Consider the following 25,482-nt stretch of genomic DNA (forward strand, 5'->3'; position numbering starts at 1 on the left):
GGCTCTACTGAATCGTCTCGGTTATCAAGCGGAGCCAAAACATGGCTAAAGATCTCAAAGGCTACAATAAGTCAAAGCAGCGAAAATTTGTCGGCCTCGACAAGAATGGCAACCCACCCGTTTTCCCATACGTCAAGGCACAATACTCTTCCATACATGGCCATGGTCTTTTCGCGGCAAAGAAAATCCCAAAGAACAAGTACTTCATTCAGTACATCGGAGAGATTATCCGAAAGAAGGAGTCGAAGAATCGAGGCATAACGCAATTCGAATCCTCTGTGAATTCAGATGAGGGTTCGGTTTATATATTCGATTTGGACGACAAATACGATCTCGATGGAGGTTTCGATTGGAACATTGCTCGCCTAGCCAATCATTCCTGCCGGCCAAATTGTGAATCGCATGATTTGAAAGGCGAAATCTGGCTTATCGCTTTGAGGGATATCAAAAAAGGCGAGGAACTGACATTCAGTTACGGATACGATTTGGAACACTGGGAAGAACACCCGTGTCTATGCGGTGAACCGAACTGCATCGGCTACATTGTTCGTAAAGAAGACCGAAAGAAGCTCCGCAAGATACTCAAGAAACGCGAGGAAAACCTGAGCTAAACACCGCCTATGAGCCCGCTCCGGATTTTTCTCTTGGTATTGAGTTTCGCGACTACTGCATCGCTGGAAGGAATTGTTCACGTCGTCAAAAAAGGTGAAAACCTAACCACAATTTCTAAAGCGTACAATGTATCCGTTGCTGAATTAAAGAAGGTCAACAATATCGAAAATGCTAACAACATTAGCATTGGGCAAAAACTTGAAATTCCGGGGTCTGCTCCCCGTTTTGTCGATTACAAGATACGGAATGGAGAGAGCCTATCCAGTATCGCTGCGAGACACGGAGTAAATGCCAAGGAGATCGCGGCGTTCAACGGCATACGGGACTTTAACAAGATTAGAGCTGGCCAAGTAATAAAGATTCCTTCGAAAACAGGAGAAGCCGCTAGAAAGTACTCCAGCCTTCCTTGGAGTGTTAGAAACGCTCTGGCAAAAATTCCGGTTAAACAGAGCCAATGGAAGACCATCGTCATTCATCATAGCGGCACCGTCGCCGACAGAGCGAAAAACATCGATCGATTCCACCGAGAAGAACGCAACATGGAAAACGGTATCGCCTACCACTTCGTCATCGAGAACGGGACTCGCGGAACCAAGAATGGCGACATATACATTAGCGAACGCTGGAAGAAGCAACTCCACGGAGGACATATGAAGCTATGGGCCCACAACCAGATCGCCATCGGTATCTGCCTCATCGGCAATTTTGAAAAATCTCGCCCAAAGGCGAAACAGATGGAGCAGTTGGAAGCGCTAATCAATTATCTTCAGGAAAAGGCAGGAATCCCTGGCAAAGCTGTCACCACCCACACATTGATGCATCCCAATCACACGCTTTGCCCCGGAAAATTCTTTCCGACAAGTCAGCTCAAAAGAATGGTCAACTAGTCAGCTCATGCCCTCAACATCGCTAGTTTTTAGAAAGGAAATCGGCTGAGTACTGCGCCTCATAAGGAACACTGCGATAAGGGCCAAATCGCCACGACGTAACCTCCGGTTTATTCTCATATTCCTCATCCAAGCGACGGTACATCCATCCTTCTGGGTCAACAAGCTCGTACCGAAGAACGACCGACCAAACCGCCTCCGAGCCTTCATATCCGTGGGCCAGAACCCAGCCACGAATTTCAAAGCGATCGTCGCCCAGTTCTTTGAGCCTGCACCTGAAATCCCCCCATACTCCCGTAGAATTGAACCTGACCTGGTTGAACTGCCCTTCCTCAATCGGTTTAACGCGAAATGTCTCTATGATGTAGTCCCGAGCGATGCGAAAAACCTCCGCCCGATGTTCCGAAATCAGCTCTTCAGACGGCACAAATATAGGTGGGCGTCCATACCCCAAGGCCTGGAATGCCAAAAAAATCCCAATAAATGTTCGTAGACGCATTCGATCCCTTAATCGACACAATAGCAATCGGAGTTAAGTCCGTGCGAAAACCCTAGGAGTCCAGAGGGCAATAGCAGGGTTTCATTTGACTGGCCTCATCTTTCAATTTTCCTTCTTTTTACCCAATGCTCACCCCCACTGAAACAAATCTGCTCATACTGATGACTTTCGTCATTATGTTTGGCCTGGGCTGCACCCTCTCCATCCGAGATTTCAGAGAAGCGATTCGCCACCCAAAACCTGCAATTGTGGGCTTCCTGTCACAATATCTGATTATGCCAGCATTAGCCTTTGGAATGGTGAAGTTTTTCAGCTTTTCTGATCCTGTAGCCATCGGACTGATTATTGTCGCCTGCTGCCCATCGGGTACAACTTCGAGCCTATTTAACTATTTCGCCAAAGGGGATCTGGCGCTGAGCATATCCCTGAGCACGCTTACAACAACAGTAGCCCTTTTCGCTTTGCCCATTCTTCTTGGTATTTACGCAACTCCTTTCACAAACGATCAGATACAAATCGATTTCGGTAAAGTCATCGGATCGCTCATCATCTGCCTTGTTCCCGTGGTCGGAGGAATGTACCTCAAGTCGAAAAGCGAGCGCTGGGGGAAGAATATGGAAGAGACGGGAGGAGTGCTCGGTATTATTGTCATTATATTTCTAATTATTAGCTGGTTGCCTCGTAATTTTGAACGGATGATGAATCCTGAAGAAACCAGCCCGTTCATACTTGTAGCCAGTATATTCCTAGGGCTTGGCGGATTTCTATTCGGGTATTATTTTAGCCGGTTTCTAGGAATGAATAGACGCAAGAGTAGGACCGTATCCCTCGAAACTGGAATCCAGAATGGTCCTCTAGCATTCGCCATCATAACGCTGAGCTTCAGTGCACAGGTATCAGGCGATATCCTATGGCCTGCATTACTCTACTCGTTTTTCATTGTGAATACATCTACTCTTGTTACGTACTTAATTCGTAAATACACTCGTGAGGAATGGTTTCGCTTCGAGAATGAGACAGTCAAAGAAGAAATCTTTACATCAGGCTGGCTTAAATTGTAGAAACATCTCCCTTTTTGCCTTGCCCTATTCGAGGCACTAACCCAATCCCCAATCAATCCCGCTAAAATGCCAAAGAATTCCAATCAACGAAATGGATCCCTTCTCTATTGGTCGACTGAAACCTGGGCGTTTCTCTCATTAAGACTTTTCCTTGCTCTAAGGTTTATCACCGCTGGTCTTGGAAAGTTTGATAACGACGGCTATTCCTTCTCGAATCTTTACGATGGATGGGTCGTCAACCAAATCAGTACATTCGGATCAAAAACCAATCTCCCCGCTTTTTTGTACTCACCTTACCTCCACTCCTTAGCATTCGTTGAGATCGTACTGGGATTTTTGCTCCTGGCAGGTGTGAAAACAAAATACACGCTGGCTCTCATTAGCTTAACCTACGTCTCCCTCGGATACGGCCTCATGCTTCTTGGCAACCCGAATCCAATTGGAACGATTGGGATCTACATTCTGTTGACCTCGGCCGCACTCTACTTTGTTCGACACAACAAGTTCGAACTGCTACGATAAACCGTTTGATTCAATCAAGAATACAAACCCGAGATAACGCTGAAGTACCGTTTTTCTACCACATGACGCTTTATTTTGAAAGTGTTTGTGAGTTCGTCTCCGATTTCAAACGCTTTGGGTAAGAGAGCAATCTCTTGGATATTCTCAAAAGCCTTAAATCCATTCTCCCTTGAAACCAGCCGTCGGATATCTGCGGCGATCTTATCGCGAATGTCCGCTCTTTCCGAAAGCTCTGCCACCGATTCCGCTTGGAAAACTTCAATGGAAGGAACCACCAACGCCCCCAGCTGTTTCTGGTCCTGTCCGACTACCATGCATTGGTCTACCAAAGGCGACTCGCAAATCTTCGACTCAATCGGAATTGGCTCTATGTTTTCCCCATTTAGCAAGACGATCGTGTCTTTTGATCGCCCTACTATTTTAAGGCAATCATTGTTCGTGAAAATCCCGATATCACCCGTATTGAACCATCCATCCCTGAGCACCTTTTCTGTCGCATCCGGGCTCTTGTAATACCCCTTCATTACTTGGGGACCCCTGACATGGATCTCCCCCTTCAGTCCTCTACCTTCATTTTGATTCGAAGGATTCGGATACAGAATATCGCCTGTATTCAGGTCCAATATACGAACTTCAGTATCTTTATAAAGTGGTCCTACAGTACCAATGACAAGTTTTTGAGTCGTGCGAACCGCTATCACGGGAGATGTTTCCGTCAAACCGTAACCTTCTTGCACCGGAATACCAATATAGTTAAAGAACTCGTCTACATGCGGCTGAAGCGCTCCTCCTCCGGAAACCGTACCCTTGAAGCTGCCCCCAACGATTTGCCTGAGCTTTTCCAATACCACTGCGTTCAATGCAATATACGGAGCCAAAAAGAGAATCGCTCGCAGCGCATGGAAACATCCAAGACCAGCGGACTCAAATAGGTTCCTCCCCTTCAAATCTATCTTCTTCCCCTGCAAAAAGAACACCGATCCCTTGACCATGCGAGAGCAGAAATAGGCCGTATGGAACAGGCCTCGGCGGATCCAGTGGGATTCGCGTATATTCTTTAAAATCCGGAGGTATAAGTTTTCCCACAAACGTGGAGCGGACGCCATCATGGTCGGCTTAACGGTCTTCAAATCATCCGCAAGGCTTCGCAAGCTCGTGAAGTAAGTACAGCAACCATTGCTGATCGAAATCATTTGAAAGATCCGCTCATAACTGTGCCATACAGGCAATATCGACAATAGTCTGTCGTTGGGTTCAATCGAAAATGGGAGGCTTTCAACCTGAGAAATCATATTCGCATGGGAAAGCATGACCCCTTTGGGCGTTCCCGTAGTGCCCGACGTGTAAATGAGAGTAAACAAGTCTTCCGGATCAATCGCATTCATCCGCTCCTCAATCTGACGGTCTCCCTTTTCTCTAAGTTCTCTTCCTCTATCAATAAGTCCTTTCAAATTCAATACGCCTTCAATGGGGGGACACTGAGAATCCATCGATACCAGTTGCCGCACTTTCTCTAGCTTCGGCATCAGCGCAATCACTCGCTCCAAGAGGCGTTTGTTCTCGACAAACACGACTTCGCTATCAGAGTGGTTTAGGATGTATTCAATTTCCTGGTTTGTCACATCAGTACCTCTTGGTACGTCTGCGGCCCCCGCAAGCAGGATCCCGTAGTCTGCAATATTCCATTCTACACGATTGTCGGATAAAAGCGCGACATGATCACGTGCCTTCACACCCAGCTCAATTAGCGCAGTGCCTAGAAATAATCCGTAGTCGTACAAATCGCTATAGCTGACGGGCTGAAACACACAACTTTTGAGTCGCTTTGCAAAGGCTGGAAGCTCTCCATACCGTTCCGCTGCGAGCTTGTACATTTCTGCGATCGAACGTCCAGTGACGCCTTTGTGTGTTAGGGTAGACATAGAGGTAACAATTCCGGTTGAGCCTTTAGAAGTGATGGAGCTCTTAGACCCTTTCAAGCTTAAGATATGCCGACAATGTGTGGAGCGTATCTGGTCAAAGAAAATTGCGGATGATTCTCCACAGCTCTACGGAGGGAGAGAATCGAATTTTAACGAAGGGTTGAATTGCAATTCTAACGCCGTGCTTTCAAGTGTCGGACAGATATGCCAGTTCTTAGTTTAACCGACGTTACAGTAAGCTTCAGCGGTCCTCCCGTACTTGACAATGTGTCCCTGCACATCGACAAGGGAGAACGCGTTTGCGTGATCGGAAGAAACGGCTCCGGCAAATCTACCCTTTTAAAAACTGTAGGCGGTGTCTATAGCCCAGGCGCCGGTTCCATCACCTTCCCCGAAGGTGGCCAAGCGGCCATCCTTCAACAAGAGATCCCACAAATCTCTGACTGTAAAGTCTTTGATGTGATCGCTAGTGGGTTCGGGACCCAAGGCAAAGACCTGTCGCGAATCCGGAATGGCGAAACTGTTGTCGAGCTCGACCCAGATGCCCAATGGAAGATGGAACAAAGAGTCGAACGACTCGGTGAAGATTTAGGGCTGTGTTTGGACACGACTTTCCAATCCCTTTCAGGTGGTATGAAACGGCGTGCTCTCTTGGGCAAGGTACTGTCAGTCAAACCTTCTGTCTTAGCCCTAGACGAGCCGACAAACCACATGGACATCGACTCAATTCTTTGGTTGGAGAACTACCTCTTGAAAAGTGCCCTATCCCTGATTTTCGTGACACATGACCGCTCATTTATACGTAAGCTCTCAACCCGGATCGTTGAAGTGGATCTCGCGAAACTGAACAGCTTTCGTTGCGACTATGAAACGTACTTAAGCCGAAAAGCTGACATTCTCGAAGCAGAAGCTAAAACCCAAAGCGCGTTCGACAAAAAGCTCTCCAAGGAGGAAGCCTGGCTTAGGAAAGGGATTAAGGCGCGGCGAACTCGAAACGAAGGTCGGGTCAGAGCGCTTAAACAGCTTCGCAGGGATCGAGCTGCGAGGAAGAGTCGTGCCGGCAAGCCGAGCGGTTCCATGCAAAACGCTACTCAATCGGGACGAAAAGTCATTTCCGCAGAAAATGTGTCGGTAAGTCTTTCCGGGGTTTCAATTCTAAGACCCTTCTCAATAGAAATCATGAGAGGAGACCGGATCGGTATCATCGGCCCCAACGGATCTGGCAAAACTACTCTCATCCGCACTTTGCTTGGGGAGATCGATCCTGAATCTGGAACCATTGAGCACGGTACCAAAGTTCATGTCGCCTATTTCGATCAACTCAGAGAACAGCTCAATGGTGACGCCACGGTTTTCGACAACATAGCGGACGGGAATGAGTCCGTAACGATCGACGGTCGTAGTCGGCATGTAATTACATATTTGCAGGATTTCCTATTCAGCCCTGAAAGGGCTCGTGTGCCGATCAAGACCCTTTCTGGGGGCGAAAGAAACCGCTTACTCCTAGCAAAGCTGTTCACCAAGCCCGCAAATCTTTTTGTCCTTGATGAACCAACCAACGATCTGGACACAGAGACGCTGGAGTTGCTCGAAGAAAAAATCATGGAATTTCCAGGGACGCTTCTTCTTGTCAGCCACGACCGTTCCTTCCTTGAAAATACCGTTACCTGTTTGATTGCCACCGACTCCATAGGACGCGTCGAGGAGCACAATGGCGGGTACGAAGACTGGCTAACAAAATGCCAAAAACTCTCCGATCGATCAGCCGTTCCGAAAAAGGGAACTCGCAGCGACTGGAAAACACGACCTCCCAAATTTTCCAAGAAGGACCAGCAAGAACTCGATTCTATCCCTGAGATGATCGATGCTATTGACAAAAGACGGGCCCAAATCGCTCATAAGTTGGCAGATCCACAAACCTATAAAAACGATCCAACCTACGCAGAAACATCAAAGCGGGAACTCGTAGAGCTCGACGTGGAATCCGATCGAGTATTCGCGCGATGGGAAAAGCTAGAAATCATGAAAGAGTCGATTGAAAAAGGCGGAAACTAAAAGGTGTCTTTCGATTTTCCATTCTTCAGTTTTCTGAGCCATTCTACCTTTGAAGGTGCCGCTATTCCGAACCGTACTCATCGATTCACTAGAGATTGGCGCCTGTTGGGGATAGAGTCAGTGAGTCTTTTTAGCGCCGCCTAAACTTGATCTGAGAGCTCAGATTTTTCCATAGATCTCGCAAACATATGGGATTCATTCAAGGCCCGATCATCCTGGCTTACCAGCGCCTCTCTTTTTCTGCGCCTTTCGTTTTGCCTAATTTGGTCCAGAGCGGCCCATCTAACACTCGCAAAAAGCAGTGATATCGTATTTTCGTTCTCATGATGGTTGGATTTCCGATACCGTCGGGAAGCATCCTGGACGAGTCCTCCGCATCGGCTTGGTTGGGCACAAACTGTCTGGCAAATAGCAATATCTTTGATCCGTATTGGTCGAAAATAGTCTTCCAATCAGCTGTTTCGAAATTTTCCACGCAAATTGTCGTCTCCTGACCTCCGCAAACTAGTCGTTGCCGATCGCTAATCTCGTCTAAAAATCTTTACTCTTCAACTCCCTGAAGCAGTTTATACGCTGGATTAGAGTAACCATCAATTCCGCAAAGTTTATTCCACTTCGAATGGATTCTCAACTAGCGATCGCTAGAACTGCCCCGTTTCCAGCATGACCAGTGTGCAGGCTTCCTCGGTCAGTATCCCCGCAGTCTCGAACTGCCGCTTGCTCTCCATCGACTCTGTACCAGGATTGAATATAACCCTTTTTGTTTTCGCTGCGACCAGTTCGGGCATAACTTGCAACTGTCGATGGGGAGACAGATAGAGAGTGAGTGTGTCCAACGGTTCCCAATAATCAGCTATTTTGCGCAGACATGGGACTCCCAATATCACTCCATCTCTTTGGGATACAGGCACAACCGAATGACCAAGGTCCATCAATTTAATTTGAGCCCGGTTGGAATATCGATCTGGCTTTGAACTAGCTCCGATAATCCCGACAGTCTTGCTTTGATCGAATGCAATCAGTCGCTCCACACCGATACTATCAATTCGCTCGAGCTGTTCCCTCGCAAGGCGATTGCCAATTCGAATATCTGGCCGGATCTCGGCTAATGGTGCCAAAACAAATGCTCTCTCCAACATGGATGGGTGTGGAACCTTGAGACTCGCATCTTCAATCTCCAGATCACCAAAAAGGAGAATGTCTAAATCTAGAGTCCTTGGGCCCCAACGCTCATTTCGCAATCTCCCACAATCTTTCTCAATTCGAAGCAAAAGAGAGAGCAAACCATAAGGATCCAGAGACGTCTCCAAACACAGTACTGCATTGAAGTACTTATCCTGAGAAACCGGACCCACAGGATCTGTTTTATAAATGGAGGAGACCGCCGTAACGCTAACTTCTTCAGAACTTGAAAGACCGTTAATAGCGTATTTCAGGAAACCCGAGCGGTCTCCCATATTGCTTCCGAGCCCTATGTAGGCTTCAACCATCTCTTGTCCTTGCTATTTCGATACCAAAAGAATCGAAACTTCCAGACACAGGGGCGTCGGGCTTCAGAACCTCAATCGTCACCGACTGCGCAATTGCAAATCGCTGAAATAATCGGCAAGAAAGCTCTTCCGCAAAGCTCTCGATCAAATCACACTCTGATACCTGCATCAACGAGTCACAAAGATCAAACACAGAGGAATAGTCTATAGTATCTTCAAGCTGATCACTTAGCCCTGCAGGCTTCAGGTCAGCCTCGATCTCGATTGAAATCCAATAACGCTGGGACCCGGACTTCTCCTCCTCCATTACGCCTATCGATCCCCAAAGCTCGATGCGATTTAGCTTAATCTTGTCCATTCATTTCTTTCTAATCATATCCATCATTCGCACCGCTCTAACGTTTTCTCTCACATCGTGAACACGGACAAAATCGACCCCAACTGCGGCGGCAAACGCGGACGTCGCAAGCGTGGATTCAAGTCTATCTTTTAAACTAAGATTCATAGGAACCCCAGTAATTCGTTTCCTAGATGCCCCTATCATCAATGGAAACCCAAATGCCCTCAATTCTGATAGTCCACGTAATATCGCCATATCCTGATCTCTAGTATCTGTAAATCCGATCCCAGGATCCAAAATAATTCGATCTTCTTCAACTCCCGCCTTTTCCGCCCTCAATATTGATTCTTCCCAGAAACGCTTAATCGAATCGAGAATACTGTTACTCCGCCAACCAAGTCTAGCATTGTGCATCAATATGCAACTCGCTTTATGCTCGGCAACAAGACCCGCCATTTCTGGGTCGCGGACAAAGCCCCAAACATCGTTCACAATGCCAGCCCCCGCATCCAGAGAGGCGCGAGCAACATCTAACTTGGTCGTATCGATGGAAATGGGCGGAAAAGACTCCTGGGTAGACAAAGCGCTTATAACGGGAACCACACGTGAAATTTCTTCATCGATGCTGACCTCCTCATAGCCAGGTCGCGTAGACTCACCTCCGATGTCCACAATATCGGCTCCTTGGTCCGCCAAGTCTTTCCCCTTCAAGACAGCCAATTCAACGTCCGCATACTCCCCTCCATCTGAAAAGCTATCAGGGGTCACGTTCAAAATACCAACAACGCCAGTCTGCTCACCAATCGACCATAAACCTTCCCCCAACTTGAGTTTAGTTGAATTCAAAGGAATTCCATTCTCCTCCCTTTCCCCCATCATTTTTCGAATACATTTAAACTCTCGAGTTCCGCCAACCGCAATTTCTCGGCTAACGAAACAACCAATTTTGATCCGATTGTTGCGAAAGTCTTGGAATAATCTGTTTGGATTTCTGAAACACTCACCAACCCTCTGCCTGAACTGGTCACAAATGCTTCATCCGCTCGTACGCATTCCTCAGGAAGAATATTGCCTTCCTCAACCCTGAGGCCTTGTTCACGGGCAATACTTAAAACCTGTCCCCGTATCACTCCGCTCAGTAACCCACATTCGTCTGAGGGGGTTTTTAGAAGACCATCTTTGACCACAAAGATGTTTGCTGTTGCGCATTCCGTTACGTAACCCGCTTCATTGATAAATAGACACTCGTCAAACCCATGTTCTTCGGCCCGTCTTTTCTCAATCAAGTTCTCCAAATAATTGAGCGTCTTATTATTCGTAGTGAATGCCTGCGATGACTTGATGACTGAAGAAAGCCTTATACGGATTGCTCCTTGAGAGCTCGGATCCGTGGAGTCTCTCAAATATAGCACACAACTATCCTGTTGTTCGGTCTTAGTTAGAACGATTTTGAAGATTCCATTCCGTACGCCATTCACTTCAAAGAGAGTTTTTGTCTGTCTGAGAATCTCGTTTCCCGAAAACGGCAACTTCATAGAGATCGCATCTGAGCTTCTTTTAAGGCGGTCTAAATGCTCTTTAAAAAAACAAGGCTTTAGATCTTGAAACTTGATCGTTTCAAATAGACCAAAGCCAAATGAAAATCCTTCACTCCTGACCCCCAAAGCAACTTTATCGCTTTCTACGAGTTCCCCATTAAGCACTATCTTATCTCGCATCCCATTTTCCCTTTCCCAATGCTTCGAAGATAGCCTTAGCCTTAAGTAAGGTTTCTTCGTATTCAGATATCGGATCGCTATCCCATACAATTCCGCCCCCTACATTGAACGCTATTTCACTATCTTTAATCCTCATCGTCCTAATCGCTATATTGAAATCCGCCCTTCCATCAAATCCAATATAGCCGATCGAGCCGGTATATATTCCTCTTTTCACCGATTCCAAGGCGTCAATAACTTCCATCGCCCTTATTTTTGGGGTTCCCGTAATGGAACCACCTGGAAACATAGCTTCAATGCAGTCAATTGCGCCTCGCCCTTTAGCGATACGACCTTTTACTGTTGCCGTTTGGTGGATTACCGATGCATAGGTTTCCTGACCATAGAGCCCTTCGACTTCAATGGAACCCGGCTGGCAAACTTTGCCTAAGTCATTACGCTCCAGGTCAACAATCATCAATAATTCAGCTTTGTCCTTTTCCGATCTCGCAAGTTCCTCGCTAAATCTGTGTTCTTCGGCTTCAGATTCTCCTCTTGGACGCGTCCCTTTGATCGGTCTCGTTTCAACAAGTCCCTCTTCGTACTTTAAGAATCGCTCTGGAGATGAGGACAATATTTCTTCATCACCAAAATTCAGGTACGCCGCGTAGGGCGCTGGATTTGATTCCCTAAGTTTGCGATAAAGATCGATTCCACTTCCTTCAAACCTCGCCCTAAACTGATGGGAAAAATTAGCCTGGTATATTTCTCCTTCGCGGATCAATTCCCTTAGTTTCCCTATCTGCTCGACATAGGAATCGCGGGTAAAGTTTGAGACGAGTTCTCCTACACCGAAAGACCTTAAACTTTCCGAATCGGTCGCCCGGTCTACGAGTTTCCTCAACCTGTTTATGGACCTTTCCGGATTTTGCGAGCCCGGATCGGCCGATACATAAAGCACCTTCGAAGAGTGGTCCCAAACTAAAGCTGAATCATAAATTCCAAATCGATAGTCGGGCACATTCCGATCAGATTGCACCTTTAGAGTCGAAGGCTTCAATCGGCGGCCAAAGTCGTAGGAAAAATATCCCACTGCACCTCCACAAAACGGTTTCTGCTCCAACCGATTCTCAAACTCAGGCCCAAGCGACAGCTCGTTTCGCAAAAAATCAAAAGGGTTGCCATTGAAGAATTCTATTCCCCCATCGGTCCTCACTTCTTGAGTATCTCCATAGGAAACAATCTCTTTGATGGGATTCGTCACCAGTACCGAATACTGGCCAAAACCAAAACCATGAGAACCACTGTCAAGTAGGATAGTGCCTACTCGGTCTCGAATAGAATCCAGCACTCTTTCGACCGACACATAGGTATCTAGTTTCTCAAATCGTGTCATTGAAAAGTTTCGCATAGACTCGCTTGAACCACAGCGTTGGCCAGCAATTGAAGTCCACTATCAGTGAGAATCGCTTCGGGATGAAACTGGACCCCACAGATTGGATCTGTACGATGGGATATCGCCATTATTTCACCCTCTTGAGATTCAGCATCTACAAGGAATTCCAATGGGAGAGAACTTCTTTCGACCAATAACGAATGATATCGAGTGACATTCATTGGACTTGAAATATCTTTGAATAGTCCTGTTCCCGTATGCGCTATCTGGCGAACCTTGCCATGCATAGGCTCGTCCGCTTTTACAATCCTTCCACCATAACATTGGGCTACTATCTGCATACCCAAGCAAATACCCAGTATTGGGATTCTGGATCTATACTTTGTCACCAAATCCATGCTCATCCCTGCACTCTCCGGTCTGCCAGGACCAGGAGAGATCACGATTAGGCGAGGATGCATCGATTCGATTTTCTCAAGATCTAACTCGTCATTTCGAATCACTGCAGTCTCTTCTCCCAAGATCAGAAAGTATTGATAAAGATTATACGTGAACGAATCGTAGTTATCGACGAGCAGAATCATCTTCAATCTACCTACTACCTATCGACTCTTCAACGATCACCACTCCTGCATCGCTGGCCTCTTGGCACGATACGTGGATCGCATGAAACTCTTCCCCGTCTGGATCTAGCAATTTATCCGTCAAGATCAGTTTGTCCAGCCAGGGCATTTCCAGTTCGTCAAGATCTCCGATGTTGAAGAAATTGAACCTTCCTTCATCGATACTACTTGGAATGGATGAGAGTCGTTTCTTAATCTCATAAACGAACATCAGCCAATGCCCTGTTTCTTCATAGTCTTTTTCGGATAGCATCGCTCTAAGTAACAAGTCGGAATCTTTTAGTTCAATACCGATCTCCTCAAAAGCTTCTCTTCGTGCACATTCCACCGGAGACTCTCCCGTTTCCATCTCGAGCTTACCTCCGACAGCACACCAGAGACCCGCGTTGGGGGCTCTTTTACGTTTAATCAGAAGCAATTGGCCCTGCACCGAGCGAAAATACAGCAACACGCCTACTCGATATCGACTCATGCGTAATCACGCTTTCCAAACAGGGCGGTGCCAACCCTCACGATCGTGCTTCCCTCCAAAATTGCCTCCTGCATGTCCCCACTCATTCCCATGGAAAGCTCAGGCAGGTCGACTTTGAACGATTCCGCGAGTTCTTCCCGACACTTTCTGAGGGATGCGAAGGACTTGCGAGCTATATTCAGATCTGAGCTCAACGGCGCGATCGTCATCAAGCCATCTACTTTCAAATTCGGCTGGCTCAACGCCCGCTCCAAAAGTGCTGAAGCATCTTCCAAACGAGCTCCGGACTTGTTCGGGTCATTCCCCGTGTTAATCTGCAACAAAATCCTCAGATTGCGTTCTGCCTCCGCCGCATGACGTTGTAACAAATTCACAATCTTTATTCTGTCTACGGATTGAATCCTGTAAAATCGCTCAGCAGCCTTCTTTACTTTATTGCTCTGCAACGGCCCAATCAACTCCCAAAAGATTTCCTCATCAGCGTCGTCCATCTTGGAAAGCGCCTCTTGCACCCTATTTTCTCCTACCGATTTCAGGCCAGATCGATAGGCGAATCGCACAGCGTCCAAAGGATGGTTCTTAGTCACAGGCAGCAATTGAACCGCATTCGAGGAGCGGCCAGCCACCATCGCAGATTGCTCAATTCGCCCCCTAACTTTTCTGAGATTTTCCTCGAAAACGTGGTAGTCAATAATCATTAAAAACTCTTCTCTTTCAATTCAGGCCAAATTAGCTAATATAATAGGGTTTCCACTTCAACATCGCCGCTATGCAAGTCGACAATTTTAAGATCTTCGTCGATCTCGTTGAAACGAAAAGCTTCTCGAAAGCTGCTCGCCTCAACGGAATCACTCAATCCGCTGTTAGCCAGCAGGCCCGAGCAATGGAGAAACACTTCGATAACCTTCTAATCGATCGCAGCATAAAGCAATTCCAACTTACCCGCGAAGGAAACCGCGTCTACCAGGCTGCGAAGGAGATTTTGCACGACTACGAAAAGCTGATGAGCGAGTTGATGGAAATGAGGAAAGTCATTAGCGGAACCATCCGTATTTCGACTATCTACAGCATCGGCCTCCACGAGCTACCACCGTTCATTAAGTCGTTTCTTACCGACTACCCTTCGGTGAATGTCCGAGTCGAATATCGTCGCTCCAATCTTGTCTACGAGGACATTCTTCACAACTCCGTGGACTTTGGACTCGTTGCCTTTCCCGAGAAAACGCGCCAGATCGAAATGATCCCGTTCAGAGAGGATCGCCTTGTAGCGATTTGTCACCCTGAGCACCCGCTCGCCAACCAGACAAGCGTAGATGTCGAAACGTTGGGAAACTACAAGTTTATCAGCTTCGATCCGGATATCCCGACTCGGAAAGCAGTCGACCAGATATTCCGCGAAAACAACATTGAAACCGAGCCCGTAATGGAGTTCGACAATATCGAGACCGTCAAGCGGGCAGTGGAAATCGATGCCGGCATCGCGATCGCGCCACAAGCAACGGTTGCTCAAGAAGTGAAGCAAGGAACGCTCGCTTCCATCACTCTCAATGGAACCGGATTCAACCGCCCTCTCACAATCCTCCACCGCAAAGGGAGAATACTAACCCCAGCAATGAGAAAATTCATCAAGACCCTTACTGGCAAAGAGCTACCGGACTGACCCGTAAATCCGAAAAAAGTGAGGCCGGCGAAAACCCCTTAACGCCGACCTCGGTTTTCTGCTCCTGCAAAAAGTCACAGCTCACAACAATACTACAATGAATGTTTGGATCCCAGAGCATCGGATGCGCCAAAACTCAGCTTGGGTCGCCAATTCATCAATCTAATGCACAATTGGGGGCTTTGAACGAAATCATCCCACAATTCGCGCCCTCAGATACTCGAACTCCCCCCGAGCGTTGATCAAATTGAACCTTTCGTGACCCTCAGAGCTCAAAAGGTCCCTCTGACTAACGAGCCTCGCTTAAGAAAATTTCCCTACTCTCAGTAGTCCAGATTCGGCTGGAGCCACTTCTCCGCCACGGAAACTGATATACCCCTACGCCCAGCGTATGATTCGATTTGATCTTTACCAATTTTGCCTACGTTAAAATATCGGGCGTCCGCATTTCCAAAGTAGAGACCGGAAACGGAACTGGGAGGATTCATCGCATAGCTTTCAGTTAACGAGATCCCTGTCGCCGCCTCGGCATCCAGCAGATCCCAAAGAACCGCCTTTTCTGTGTGATCCGGGCAAGCGGGATAACCAGCAGCGGGGCGGATGCCACGGTACTTCTCGCCAATCATATCTCGAATGGAAAGATCCTCAGATTCTCCAAAACCCCAATTATCACGAACCTTTTTGTGCGCATATTCGGCTAGAGCCTCCGCAAACCGGTCTCCCAAAGCTTGAACCATGATGGCTCGATAGTCGTCATGCTGCTTTTTGAACGTTTCAGCGTAACTCTCTACCTCGAAACCCGCAGTAACGGCAAAACCACCGATATAGTCGACTTTCCCACTGGATTCAGGGGCGATGAAATCCGCCAAACTATAGAATGTAGTATCTGAGGTTTTCTCTTTCTGCTGTCGCAAAAAGTGGAATTGGCCCACCTTCTCAACCAAGGATGCATCACGGTAAAGAACGACATCCTCTCCGCTGGACTGGGCGGCCCAGAATCGATATACCCCGCGGAGACGAAATCGATTATTGGATACAATATCCTCAAGCATCGTTAGAGCTTCTTGATAGAGCTCATTGGCCTGTTCACCATATTTGGCATGCTTTAAAATCGCAGGGAAAGAACCTTTTAGACCCCAAGTCCAAAAGAATGGCGACCAATCAAAATATTCAAGTACGCTTGCTAGGTCCACTTTATCCAGCACAACCTGATCCAACGAAAGAGGAACCGCTATATCAGAGCTTTTCCAATCAACCTTGTATCCACTTTTAAACGCATCAGAGTAAGTGAGTAGCCTCTTATCACCGGATAAACCCTTCGCGTGGCGTTCTCGCAAACGAACTTGATCCTCCTTCAAGGCAGTAACGAATTCGTCTGTTCTGTCCGCACTCAAAAGGTCGTTACAAACTCCCACAACTAGGGAGGCGTCCGATACTCGAGCGACGGGACCGTCGTAGGCTGGCGCAATTTTTATGGCAGTGTGAGCTTTGCTTGTCGTCGCGCCTCCAATCAAGAGGGGCAGCTCAAATCCTTGCCGTTTCATTTCTGATGCAATATGAATCATCTCGTCGAGCGAAGGTGTAATAAGTCCACTCAATCCGATCATATCCGCCTTTTCTTCCCGTGCCGCATCCAGTATTTTTTCACAGGAAACCATCACACCCAAGTCGACTACATCGTAGTTATTGCACGCTAGCACGACTCCAACTATGTTCTTCCCGATGTCGTGCACGTCGCCTTTTACGGTGGCGATCACCATCTTGGTTCGCGCCTCGATCTCCTCGTTGGCATCTTCCTTCTCCTTCTCCATAAAGGGAGTCAAATAGGCTACCGCCTTTTTCATAACACGAGCAGACTTAACCACTTGAGGTAGAAACATTTTCCCAGCTCCAAACAGCTCGCCAACGACTTTCATCCCATTCATCAAGGGCCCCTCAATCACGTCGAGCGGGCGGTTCAGCTTCTGTCGCGACTCCTCTGTATCCTCCTCAATATGCGTGACAATACCTTTGACCAGAGCATGCGAGATGCGTTCTTCAACCGGAGTCTCTCTCCATTCCTCCGTCTTTTCCTCTTTTAACTTGCCGGTTCCCTTAACGGTCTCCGCGTAATCCACCAACCTCTCCGTGGCTTCTGGATTGCGATTTAGCAAAACGTCTTCCACCAACTCCTTCAATGTCGGCTCCACGTCTTCGTACACTGCCAGAAGACCCGCGTTCACGATGCCCATATCAAGGCCTGCTTGTATTGCGTGGTAGAGAAAAGCGGAATGCATCGCCTCTCGTACGAGATTGTTGCCGCGAAACGAAAAAGATATGTTGCTAACACCTCCGCTTACCCGTGCATGGGGACAACGTTGCTTGATTTCCCTTGTTGCCTCGATGAAGTCGACAGCATACGTATTGTGTTCTTCAATACCAGTAGCCACTGTCAGTATATTCGGATCGAATATAATATCCTCAGGAGGAAAATCCAGTTTTTCTCGGAGCAAATTATACGCTCGTTCGCATATTCTAATCTTGTCTTCCTTGGTCGCTGCTTGACCCTCCTCATCAAAAGCCATCACAATAACAGCCGCACCGTATCTTAAAATCAATGACGCTTGCTCAAGAAACTTTTCCTCGCCTTCTTTTAGGCTGATTGAATTAACGATACACTTTCCCTGTGCGCATTTCAAACCCGCTTCGATAACAGTCCACTTGGATGAGTCGATCATCAATGGGGCCTTTGAAATCTCCGGTTCAGAAGCGATCAAATTAAGAAACCGAGTCATGCAGGCCTCACTATCGAGCAAACCTTCATCAAAATTCACATCGATAACATTAGCCCCATTTTCCACTTGTTGCCTAGCGATCGCGAGGGCGTCCTCAAATTTATCCTCTTTTATCAAGCGCTTGAATTTGGGAGAACCCATTACATTTGCTCTCTCGCCAATCATAACGAAAGGAGCTTTCTCACCTCTGACCTCAAAGGGCTCCAGACCACTTATCCTAAGAGCCGGTTCTATCTCAGGGAGAGGTCTCGGAGAGTAGTCTTTCGCTTCCCGCACTATCGCTGCAACGTGGTCAGGAGTTGTCCCGCAACAACCGCCAATAATGTTAACAAAACCGCTAGAAGCGAAATCCTCGAGAAACTTTGCTGTCTCGTCCGGCAGTTCATCATAACCCGTTTCACTGAGAGGATTGGGCAGTCCCGCATTTGGATAGCACGAGATGTAACAATTAGCGGCGCGAGAAAGAGACTCGATATAAGGTCTCATGTCACTCGCTCCCAACGCGCAATTGATGCCGACGCTTAAGGGTTTCGCATGAGCGACAGAATTCCAGAAAGCCTCAATAGTCTGCCCGGATAGAGTACGGCCAGAAGCATCAGTTATGGTGACGCTCAGCATAACCGGCAATCTTTCCCCTCGTTCTTCGAAAAACGATTCCAGAGCGAATGTACACGCCTTCAGGTTTAGCGTATCAAATGTAGTCTCGGCCAACAAGAGATCCACTCCCCCTTCGGCCAGAGCACGGATTTGCTCCCCGTAAGCTTCTTTGAGTTCGTCAAATGTAACGGCTCGATACTCTGGCCGGTTTACATCCGGAGATAGTGATGCAGTACGGTTTGTTGGCCCAAGGGCGCCTGCGACAAAGCACTCCCTTTCCGGGTTCTCGGACACAAATTCGTCGATCGCTTGCCTCGCCAGCTGAGCGGCCTTCAAATTCTGATCGTAAACGACACCTTCCAATTCGTAGTCGGCCTGAGCGATTCGCGTCGAACTAAACGTATTCGTCTCGATGATATCCGAACCCGCAGCGAGGAACTCCTTGTGAATTTTGAGAATAATGTCTGGCCGGGTGTATACCAGCAATTCGTTGTTTCCCTTCAGATCTATGGGATGCTCCTCGAAATGCCCCTTTCGGAAATCCGACTCTTTTAGCTTGTACCTTTGGATCATCGTGCCCATCGCCCCATCTAAAAAAAGCAATCGATTGGCAAGGAGCTCCCGAATGCGAGCACCTCTCTTTGTTTCAGGGAGTTTAAACGTGTTTATGGTAGACATTATGGTCATGAAACGGGTCTCGAGCCAATCAAAGGATACACACAATGATTACGACCTAAAACGTTCGAAGTTCGAGCTCCTAGGCAATACCATTCCAACAATATGACAGATAACTGCGGTCCCAGATCCCACAAGGATGGCGTCCGGCCTAATAAAAGAACGTAAAATGCATACGGCTGATCGGGACAGAGGTACTTTCTCAAAACGACTTTAGGGGATGCAAGTCCCCATCCTCTCTCGGCAGAAGCGGGAATAGGGATCTGGATTAGCCTATCCCGCTACTCCGTGAAACATTCTAGTAAGAATAAAAAATCGACTCGCTTCCCTCGTTTGGTTGACTATCAAAACCCTATTGAAAACGACGCCCCCAGAAGAGTCTTTGAGGCATGCAAGTCTTTGCGAGGCGATTGCTGACCTTCAAAATCTGGAAAAAACCAATATCCAAACAGGCCAAATCCTGGAATACGGTCCCGGAGCATGCTACGCGATCGACTCCAACAGCTTGGAAATTCGATACCTTTCGGGGAAAGGGCACTCCTACCTGCCCGAGGAAGCCTATCTGCAATCAGAAGGCGGGACTTCCTGGTTGCAGATCATCTGCGAGGAAGATCGCATGGCATACATCGACGCCATTCAGAAAGTTGTTTCCAAAGGGGAGGAAGTCGTTGTCGACTATCATGTTCTGACAAGCAGCGACGGGGAGCCAACTCCGATCAGAGACTATCTTGCTCCTCTCTACGTTCGGGAAAACGAACTCGTCGGGTTCATTGGCCGAGTCATCGACAATACTTTTCGGATCCGAACGATGGATACACTGGTCAAGCGCTCATGGAAAGAAGTCTCCTCCATCGCCAGCCGGCGTTTTCTCCACGATTTCAATAATATGATCGCGGGTATCTACTCTTTGAGCGAACTGTATGCAATACCAGGTTCCGATGCCGCGACCATGACTGAGGCCATGGTCCATATTAGAGATAGCTCGATACGTGCACAAAAGATTACCCAGAAAATCAGGGCCCTAACCACCATGAACGAAGGAGAGGAAAGCTACTTCGACATAGGCAAACTGATCGAAGAACAACGTGACTACCTTCTCGCCATCCTCCCCAAAACAGTGGATCTTCAGTTCGAGTTGAGTGATGAATCGCTACCGGTACGCCTCGACGCAAATCGCTTTCGACAGGCCCTAATTCACCTGGCTTCAAACGCTAGCGATGCGGCGGTCGACAAGCCTTCCGTGAGAATTCGATGCCGTTCAGTCGATCCCTCAGACTCGAGTATTGGAGTTCCAAGTGCAGTAATTGAATTTAGCGATGACGGGCGAGGCATTGACAGCCAGGCACTAACACTTGTTAGAAAGCCATTCTATTCAACTAGAGACCGCAGTGCCCACGCAGGCATGGGACTCTTTATCGTCGAGCGGTTTGCCAAAGATCTGGGAGGGAGTCTGTCAATATTTTCTGAGGAAGGAGAGGGAACTCGCATTCTAATTGAACTGCCGCTTTCCAACCTGAGTGAGACGATACCCGTTTCAAACGCCACCTACTCGACGAACTCAACGTCTCAAGTATCGGAAGCAAGACGTACACCGACGATACTCATCTACACTTGGGAAGACATCACACGGCATCCCCTAATCAACTCCATTCGCAGCGCTGATTGGAAATTTCGGATTCACCTCGACGGAGATCAGCTTCAACTAGACATAATGGACTTCGACAAGAAGCTAGACGGTGTCCTTGTGTTCAAAAGCGCTCTTGACGAAAAAGTGGATCAACTCGTGCTGGATTTAGCGAAATTGGATCCGCAGCCCAAACTTGCCGTTGTCGCCTTAGGCGAGAGTGTTGAAGCGGTTTCCGAGTCTATAAGATCAAAATGCGGCCTCCTGGTATCCGGCTCACTCAAGCCCGCTGGACTCATGAAAACGATAGGCAAATACTTTTACTAGACGTCGAGGAACTTAAATTACCAAAATGCGAGCATCCGATTCCAAATCGCGCGACATCCTCGTGCTGGACGACGATCCAGTTGTGCTGTTGGCCATCACGGAAACGCTTGAACGGGAAAAGTACAACGTACAGGCGTTTTCCAATGCTCGCGAAGCCTTGGTTGCGATGGAGCAGACTCACTTTGCTACTATCATTTCGGACCAACGCATGCCCGAGATGACTGGTCTCGAGTTTCTCGACAAATGTAAACACATCCAATCAAACGCTTCCCGCATACTCATTACCGGTGTCCTTACTCTGAATACGGTCATTGAGGCTGTGAATAGGGGTGAGATTTTTCGATTTATAGCCAAACCTTGGATTCGGGAAGAAATGCTGGCCACCGTTGAGAACGCCGTTCAGCGATTTACTCTGATAGAAGCAAATCAGCAGCTTAGCGCGGACACACTCGATTTAAATGAGAAGTTAGTCTCCTCAAATGCAGCTTTGGAAGAAAAAATCTGCGAACTAGAATCAAAGGCTAAGGTTTTCGAAAAGACAAACCAATCGCTGGAGGAGAACTTTAGTCACTCGCTCGAAATCTGCTTTCGCTTAATCGAGGCTTTTCATCCGGTCTTAGGAGAACAAACAAAGTCCGTGGTATCCATTTGTCGCGAAATCGCAAAATCGGATCTTTTCACTGAACGGGAAAGCGAAGTACTCGTTGTCAGCTCATGGCTATACAACTTAGGCCGCATTGGGCTACCCCGCGAACTTCTCACGAAGAGTCTGAACGATCCTCAAAGCCTGAACGAGCAGGAAAAAACGCTGCTCCACCACTACCCAATCTACGGACAAACCCTGGCTGGATTCGTTGGGACACTTGAAGAAGTCGGCCATTCTATCAGATCTCATCGCGAGCGCTTCGATGGTCAGGGGTTTCCGGATGGGTACGGTCGGGAGATGATTCCAGCACCGGCCCGGCACTTGGCGGTCGCCGTTGGTTTCGTTGAATGCGTGCTTCCCAAAGACCAGGCGCTCGAGTACATTATCCGCGAATCGGGCAAGAGCTTTCATCCCGAAGCGGTCCGCCTTTTCATGAAGAGCTCTAACCTTATCAACCTTCCCAAAAAGGTTCTGGAGTTAACGCTCGCCGAACTAGAGCCAGGTATGATCTTGGCAAAGGGTATTTACAGCCCGTCAGGACTCCTCCTCATCCCCGAGGAACGCCGTCTTACGCAAGGCATCATCAAGAAAATCAAGGAACACGATTTCGCCAACCCTATCACCCAAAGATTGATGGTTTTCCGATAGTCAGGCCTCCCTAGATTCGATTCGGAGCTTCCTCCTAAATCCTCATTAGCCTTTCTTTAAACAGGGTTGATCGCTTCCCTAAAGAACCGTGACCCAAAGTCGATCTATCTAGAGGCTTGTCCTCCCACACCTATACGACTGAGCCCATTCCTTTAATGAGCACAAAGTCTCCAGTCCAGGAAAACCCGTCTATATTGAATTTTTCATCAGGAAAATTTCTGACGTTCAAACTGGAGGATACTCAGTGCGGCATCGAAGTTCTTTCGATTAGAGAGATCGTCCGCGTACATTCAATCACCCCCGTTCCCGAGATGCCACCCTACGTGAAAGGGGTGACAAATCTCCGTGGCAAGCTGACCCCCGTGATCGACCTGCGAGACAAATTTGGTCTCGAAGTGGGAGACCGGACTGATCGGCCTTGCCTGGTCGTGGTTGAAACCATGAATTCAGAGGCGACGACTGATCTCCTCGGCCTTATTGTGGATGCGGTTGAAGAGGTCGTAAGTATCAATGAAATCCAACTTGAGCCCTCTTCAGACCGTGGAAATTTCGAGGGTACGGAAGCTCATATAGGGATTGTGAAATTCAAGGGCAGCAAGATACATTTGCTGGATGCTAGGAAGGTTTTACCCTTGGACTTAAGGAACGCACTCGAAGTCCAGTAATCGATACGCATGAGCGGCCCTTCCACATCCCACGGTAAAGCCAAGTAAGAAACCACCGTCAGCGTCGGAAACACAGTCGTTTCAAATAGTTTGAGTGGAGTCATTATTACCCTCTCTCTCGGATCATGCATCGCAATCGCTGCCTACGACTACAACGCCAGGGCAGGTGGGGTTCTGCACTTCATGTTGCCCGATTCCAACCTATCTCCCCAAAAGGCGATTAACCAGCCAGCCGTGTTTGCAGACACAGGGATACCGCTGCTGTTTCAAAAACTTTCAGCTCTCCAAGCAGAGCGAAGACACGTAAAAGCGTTCGTAGCAGGTGGCACATCGGAAATAACAGGTTCCGATATGTTCAAGATTGGGGAGTGCAACTAAGAAGATTCTGATTGGACTCGGAATTACCGTGATCAAAGCGGACATATTCAATCAGATTGAGACTGAAAAAGTTTCCATCAACCGGGTTGAGTCTACTAAGGTCGGTTTCGACCATGTGCCAAGCCGGCACTCAGATGCTCGAAGAGTGGGATTTCCCCGAAGAAGTCTTTATTCCAATTGGCTATCAGTACGAGCCAAGGACAACCGGTGAGTTCAAAGCACTCGCAGGGGCCCTACAGGTGGCCAACTGGGCTGCGGGGATGACCGGATACAACGACGGACGCGACACCTGGGCGCTCGACATGAACAACAGCGCTTTTCCGATCGATGAAGAGGCTCTCGAAGGGGCGATTCTCGAAGCTCAAGATCGGATTGAAAAAGCGAAGCTAGCCTTGGTGAACGGACCGAACTAGAACAATCGGCGACTAGACCTGTAACCCCGTCGGAGCTTCGTCCCAACTCACGCCAAGAATTCCGTTCTGCGAGACTTAAAAACAACCTCCTGGGCGAATCCTAAACTAGGCATTTAACACTAAAGAAATCCGCTTTTGGTGCCGATTTCTTCTATAGTGGAGTTGATTCAACACTTTGCCTTTTATGCCCAACTACGATAAATTACTTCAAGCCTCTCTTCCAGAGGTGCTGGATGCCGCTATTGAAACCATCAATTTCGAGCATGAAGATATAGACTCCCTGCTCGAAGCCAACGTCGTTGAATTCGAGAACCTGAATTTCTGTGTTTTTGGCTATTTCAATCGGAAAGACGTATTCTGCCTCAACCGAGCTGGCAGACGCCTTCTCGAAATCTATCAATCACCCTTCGAGCCGAGTCGCAGTGTAAGCAAGCCAACCTTCTCCCTGAGCCTTAACCCATTTCATGCGTGCGACGATCTGGATGTCATCGAAACCTGCCGCCCCAAGCATCATGTTAAGGAGCTTATTTCGCTTACTTGGGGAGACACCTGGCTGAGAGGATCGAAATACCCAATCCGTTCTACCGCGGGCTTAACCATGGCCATTTTGTTTGCAGGTCGCGAGATGCTCGGTTCCGAGCAAATCCAAAACGCCTCATTCAGGCACAAAGCTTTTCAGCACCAATGCGGAGAAAACTAAGATGAAAAAAAATGTACTACTCGTAGAGGACGATCCCGCGCTGCGCATGGTCGTGCGAGAAGTTCTGAAAGGGGACTTCAATATCGACGAAGCCGACAATGGCATTGACGGCATCGAAAAAGGTGTCCGCAATAAAGCAGACTTGATCATCCTAGACTACCATCTTCCCAAACAGGATGGGCTCGAAGTGATTGAGGCAGTAAAGAAAGCGAATCCATCAGTCCCTGTGATTGTTCTTACCGGATACTTGAGTCCCGAATCCGAGAAGCAATTTATCCGCCTTGGGGCGAGCAAGATCTTTCCGAAACCTTTCAACTACCGGACCCTCCTCGAAGCGGTAAAAGATCTCTCAAGTACGGACACTCCAAACGCCACCGCAACCACAACGCACAACCCCAAAGCCAGCGGTTCGTTCTCGATCAATAATGCAGATACCGACTACCCTTCAGACGCTCAAATGCTTCAAGCCAGCCTCAATGCCCTAGCCTCACTAGCTGGGAAGGTCGAGTTTCTACAAACGACGACTGAGAAGTACTGGATAGAGGCGAATGATATTGACTCCATTCGCGAAACAACGCGGATCATGGAAGCCGAGCTCCGGAGTTTCTACGGGAAGATCAACCACTCCCTTTTTGAAATACCCGACCCTCAGGCTGCCGCTATTCTAAACGCCAACAAGCCCTGTCTATTAGGATTGAACTGAGTTGCAAAGCCCTCGCTAAACCCAAACACTTCGTCCGTTTCGTACTAAGAATATTCACTACTCTCCGATTAATCATAAATACAACCGCTCCCACCT

At 48.0% G+C, this 25,482-nt stretch carries 24 protein-coding genes; 13 read left to right on the forward strand and 11 right to left on the reverse strand.

Translation table 11 applies throughout. The features are described from left to right. Window positions 1–41 precede the first annotated feature (41 nt). Together GA004_RS00575 and GA004_RS00580 are read left to right on the forward strand one after the other, a co-directional pair. A complete protein-coding gene (locus GA004_RS00575) occupies window positions 42–611 on the forward strand; it encodes an SET domain-containing protein (protein ID WP_283395340.1) in 570 nt (189 codons plus the stop codon). Window positions 612–620: 9 nt separating this feature from the next. Then, window positions 621–1,499 (forward strand): peptidoglycan recognition protein family protein, encoded by an 879-nt coding sequence (locus GA004_RS00580; protein WP_283395341.1) that lies wholly within the window; start codon window positions 621–623, stop codon window positions 1,497–1,499. Between the two features lie 22 nt (window positions 1,500–1,521). On the opposite strand, the gene GA004_RS00585 is transcribed toward GA004_RS00580, so the two are convergent. Next, a complete protein-coding gene (locus GA004_RS00585) occupies window positions 1,522–1,998 on the reverse strand; it encodes a hypothetical protein (RefSeq protein ID WP_283395342.1) in 477 nt (158 codons plus the stop codon). A gap of 125 nt (window positions 1,999–2,123) precedes the next feature. Here GA004_RS00585 and GA004_RS00590 point away from each other — a divergent pair, with 125 nt between their 5' ends. Both GA004_RS00590 and GA004_RS00595 read left to right on the forward strand, forming a co-directional pair. After that, a complete protein-coding gene (locus GA004_RS00590) occupies window positions 2,124–3,059 on the forward strand; it encodes a bile acid:sodium symporter (protein ID WP_283395343.1) in 936 nt (311 codons plus the stop codon). Between the two features lie 66 nt (window positions 3,060–3,125). Continuing rightward, window positions 3,126–3,581 carry a DoxX family membrane protein gene (locus GA004_RS00595; RefSeq protein WP_283395344.1) on the forward strand — a complete coding sequence of 152 codons (456 nt, stop codon included), beginning with the start codon at window positions 3,126–3,128 and terminating at the stop codon, window positions 3,579–3,581. 14 nt (window positions 3,582–3,595) lie between these two features. Here GA004_RS00595 and GA004_RS00600 read toward each other — a convergent pair whose 3' ends face one another. Further along, window positions 3,596–5,503 carry an AMP-dependent synthetase/ligase gene (locus GA004_RS00600; RefSeq protein WP_283395345.1) on the reverse strand — a complete coding sequence of 636 codons (1,908 nt, stop codon included), beginning with the start codon at window positions 5,501–5,503 and terminating at the stop codon, window positions 3,596–3,598. A gap of 204 nt (window positions 5,504–5,707) precedes the next feature. On the opposite strand from GA004_RS00600, the gene GA004_RS00605 reads away from it, so the two are divergent. After that, the gene (locus GA004_RS00605; RefSeq protein WP_283395346.1) at window positions 5,708–7,558 is read left to right on the forward strand and encodes an ATP-binding cassette domain-containing protein; all 1,851 of its coding nucleotides are present in this window, start codon (window positions 5,708–5,710) and stop codon (window positions 7,556–7,558) included. Between the two features lie 641 nt (window positions 7,559–8,199). Here GA004_RS00605 and folK read toward each other — a convergent pair. Genes folK through GA004_RS00645 form a run of 8 tightly spaced genes read right to left on the reverse strand, consistent with a single transcriptional unit; the run spans window position 8,200 to window position 14,274 of the window. Continuing rightward, complete coding sequence (folK, locus tag GA004_RS00610; RefSeq protein ID WP_283395347.1) at window positions 8,200–9,048, reverse strand: 2-amino-4-hydroxy-6-hydroxymethyldihydropteridine diphosphokinase; 849 nt, start codon at window positions 9,046–9,048, stop codon at window positions 8,200–8,202. Beyond that, window positions 9,041–9,406: a dihydroneopterin aldolase gene (folB, locus tag GA004_RS00615; protein ID WP_283395348.1), complete on the reverse strand. Its 366-nt coding sequence runs from the start codon at window positions 9,404–9,406 to the stop codon at window positions 9,041–9,043. Before folB ends, folK begins: the two co-directional genes overlap by 8 nt. Continuing rightward, entirely contained in the window at window positions 9,407–10,267 is an 861-nt protein-coding gene (folP, locus tag GA004_RS00620) for a dihydropteroate synthase (RefSeq protein ID WP_283395349.1), read from the reverse strand. Continuing rightward, window positions 10,264–11,106, reverse strand: a complete 843-nt coding sequence (locus GA004_RS00625; protein ID WP_283395350.1) for an aminotransferase class IV — start codon at window positions 11,104–11,106, stop codon at window positions 10,264–10,266. Before GA004_RS00625 ends, folP begins: the two co-directional genes overlap by 4 nt. Then, the gene (gene pabB, locus GA004_RS00630; protein WP_283395351.1) at window positions 11,096–12,496 is read right to left on the reverse strand and encodes an aminodeoxychorismate synthase component I; all 1,401 of its coding nucleotides are present in this window, start codon (window positions 12,494–12,496) and stop codon (window positions 11,096–11,098) included. The genes GA004_RS00625 and pabB overlap by 11 nt, the downstream gene beginning before the upstream one ends. Then, window positions 12,478–13,065 carry an anthranilate synthase component II gene (locus tag GA004_RS00635; RefSeq protein WP_283395352.1) on the reverse strand — a complete coding sequence of 196 codons (588 nt, stop codon included), beginning with the start codon at window positions 13,063–13,065 and terminating at the stop codon, window positions 12,478–12,480. Before GA004_RS00635 ends, pabB begins: the two co-directional genes overlap by 19 nt. Window positions 13,066–13,072: 7 nt before the next feature. Further along, window positions 13,073–13,576 (reverse strand): NUDIX hydrolase, encoded by a 504-nt coding sequence (locus tag GA004_RS00640; RefSeq protein WP_283395353.1) that lies wholly within the window; start codon window positions 13,574–13,576, stop codon window positions 13,073–13,075. Continuing rightward, a complete protein-coding gene (locus GA004_RS00645; protein WP_283395354.1) occupies window positions 13,573–14,274 on the reverse strand; it encodes a YggS family pyridoxal phosphate-dependent enzyme in 702 nt (233 codons plus the stop codon). The genes GA004_RS00640 and GA004_RS00645 overlap by 4 nt, the downstream gene beginning before the upstream one ends. Window positions 14,275–14,345: 71 nt before the next feature. On the opposite strand from GA004_RS00645, the gene GA004_RS00650 reads away from it, so the two are divergent. After that, a complete protein-coding gene (locus tag GA004_RS00650) occupies window positions 14,346–15,236 on the forward strand; it encodes a LysR family transcriptional regulator (RefSeq protein WP_283395355.1) in 891 nt (296 codons plus the stop codon). Between the two features lie 323 nt (window positions 15,237–15,559). On the opposite strand, the gene metH is transcribed toward GA004_RS00650, so the two are convergent. Then, window positions 15,560–19,285, reverse strand: coding sequence for a methionine synthase (metH, locus tag GA004_RS00655; RefSeq protein ID WP_283395356.1), 3,726 nt, complete (start codon window positions 19,283–19,285; stop codon window positions 15,560–15,562). Between the two features lie 352 nt (window positions 19,286–19,637). On the opposite strand from metH, the gene GA004_RS00660 reads away from it, so the two are divergent. The 7 genes from GA004_RS00660 (at window position 19,638) to GA004_RS00690 (ending at window position 25,386) form a co-directional block, all read left to right on the forward strand. After that, window positions 19,638–21,233, forward strand: coding sequence for a PAS domain-containing hybrid sensor histidine kinase/response regulator (locus GA004_RS00660; RefSeq protein ID WP_283395357.1), 1,596 nt, complete (start codon window positions 19,638–19,640; stop codon window positions 21,231–21,233). Window positions 21,234–21,258: 25 nt separating this feature from the next. After that, window positions 21,259–22,527: an HD domain-containing phosphohydrolase gene (locus GA004_RS00665; protein WP_283395358.1), complete on the forward strand. Its 1,269-nt coding sequence runs from the start codon at window positions 21,259–21,261 to the stop codon at window positions 22,525–22,527. A gap of 155 nt (window positions 22,528–22,682) precedes the next feature. After that, window positions 22,683–23,192, forward strand: coding sequence for a chemotaxis protein CheW (locus tag GA004_RS00670; protein ID WP_283395359.1), 510 nt, complete (start codon window positions 22,683–22,685; stop codon window positions 23,190–23,192). Window positions 23,193–23,282: 90 nt separating this feature from the next. Beyond that, entirely contained in the window at window positions 23,283–23,570 is a 288-nt protein-coding gene (locus GA004_RS00675; protein WP_283395360.1) for a chemotaxis protein CheD, read from the forward strand. 86 nt (window positions 23,571–23,656) lie between these two features. Beyond that, the gene (locus GA004_RS00680) at window positions 23,657–23,983 is read left to right on the forward strand and encodes a hypothetical protein (protein WP_283395361.1); all 327 of its coding nucleotides are present in this window, start codon (window positions 23,657–23,659) and stop codon (window positions 23,981–23,983) included. A 184-nt stretch (window positions 23,984–24,167) separates the two neighbouring features. Then, entirely contained in the window at window positions 24,168–24,683 is a 516-nt protein-coding gene (locus tag GA004_RS00685) for a hypothetical protein (RefSeq protein ID WP_283395362.1), read from the forward strand. A gap of 1 nt (window position 24,684) precedes the next feature. Beyond that, entirely contained in the window at window positions 24,685–25,386 is a 702-nt protein-coding gene (locus GA004_RS00690) for a response regulator (protein WP_283395363.1), read from the forward strand. Window positions 25,387–25,482 lie beyond the last annotated feature (96 nt).

The sequence above is a fragment of the Candidatus Pelagisphaera phototrophica genome, from assembly GCF_014529625.1.
Taxonomy (GTDB): domain Bacteria; phylum Verrucomicrobiota; class Verrucomicrobiia; order Opitutales; family Opitutaceae; genus Pelagisphaera; species Pelagisphaera phototrophica.

Bases quoted from the DNA above. Each gene is read 5' to 3' on its own strand.
- GA004_RS00575 (WP_283395340.1), top strand. From the start codon at position 42: ATGGCTAAAGATCTCAAAGGCTACAATAAGTCAAAGCAGCGAAAATTT.
- GA004_RS00580 (WP_283395341.1), top strand. From the start codon at position 621: ATGAGCCCGCTCCGGATTTTTCTCTTGGTATTGAGTTTCGCGACTACT.
- GA004_RS00585 (WP_283395342.1), bottom strand. From the start codon at position 1,998: ATGCGTCTACGAACATTTATTGGGATTTTTTTGGCATTCCAGGCCTTG.
- GA004_RS00590 (WP_283395343.1), top strand. From the start codon at position 2,124: ATGCTCACCCCCACTGAAACAAATCTGCTCATACTGATGACTTTCGTC.
- GA004_RS00595 (WP_283395344.1), top strand. From the start codon at position 3,126: ATGCCAAAGAATTCCAATCAACGAAATGGATCCCTTCTCTATTGGTCG.
- GA004_RS00600 (WP_283395345.1), bottom strand. From the start codon at position 5,503: ATGTCTACCCTAACACACAAAGGCGTCACTGGACGTTCGATCGCAGAA.
- GA004_RS00605 (WP_283395346.1), top strand. From the start codon at position 5,708: ATGCCAGTTCTTAGTTTAACCGACGTTACAGTAAGCTTCAGCGGTCCT.
- folK (WP_283395347.1), bottom strand. From the start codon at position 9,048: ATGGTTGAAGCCTACATAGGGCTCGGAAGCAATATGGGAGACCGCTCG.
- folB (WP_283395348.1), bottom strand. From the start codon at position 9,406: ATGGACAAGATTAAGCTAAATCGCATCGAGCTTTGGGGATCGATAGGC.
- folP (WP_283395349.1), bottom strand. From the start codon at position 10,267: ATGATGGGGGAAAGGGAGGAGAATGGAATTCCTTTGAATTCAACTAAA.
- GA004_RS00625 (WP_283395350.1), bottom strand. From the start codon at position 11,106: ATGCGAGATAAGATAGTGCTTAATGGGGAACTCGTAGAAAGCGATAAA.
- pabB (WP_283395351.1), bottom strand. From the start codon at position 12,496: ATGCGAAACTTTTCAATGACACGATTTGAGAAACTAGATACCTATGTG.
- GA004_RS00635 (WP_283395352.1), bottom strand. From the start codon at position 13,065: ATGATTCTGCTCGTCGATAACTACGATTCGTTCACGTATAATCTTTAT.
- GA004_RS00640 (WP_283395353.1), bottom strand. From the start codon at position 13,576: ATGAGTCGATATCGAGTAGGCGTGTTGCTGTATTTTCGCTCGGTGCAG.
- GA004_RS00645 (WP_283395354.1), bottom strand. From the start codon at position 14,274: ATGATTATTGACTACCACGTTTTCGAGGAAAATCTCAGAAAAGTTAGG.
- GA004_RS00650 (WP_283395355.1), top strand. From the start codon at position 14,346: ATGCAAGTCGACAATTTTAAGATCTTCGTCGATCTCGTTGAAACGAAA.
- metH (WP_283395356.1), bottom strand. From the start codon at position 19,285: ATGTCTACCATAAACACGTTTAAACTCCCTGAAACAAAGAGAGGTGCT.
- GA004_RS00665 (WP_283395358.1), top strand. From the start codon at position 21,259: ATGCGAGCATCCGATTCCAAATCGCGCGACATCCTCGTGCTGGACGAC.
- GA004_RS00670 (WP_283395359.1), top strand. From the start codon at position 22,683: ATGAGCACAAAGTCTCCAGTCCAGGAAAACCCGTCTATATTGAATTTT.
- GA004_RS00685 (WP_283395362.1), top strand. From the start codon at position 24,168: ATGCCCAACTACGATAAATTACTTCAAGCCTCTCTTCCAGAGGTGCTG.
- GA004_RS00690 (WP_283395363.1), top strand. From the start codon at position 24,685: ATGAAAAAAAATGTACTACTCGTAGAGGACGATCCCGCGCTGCGCATG.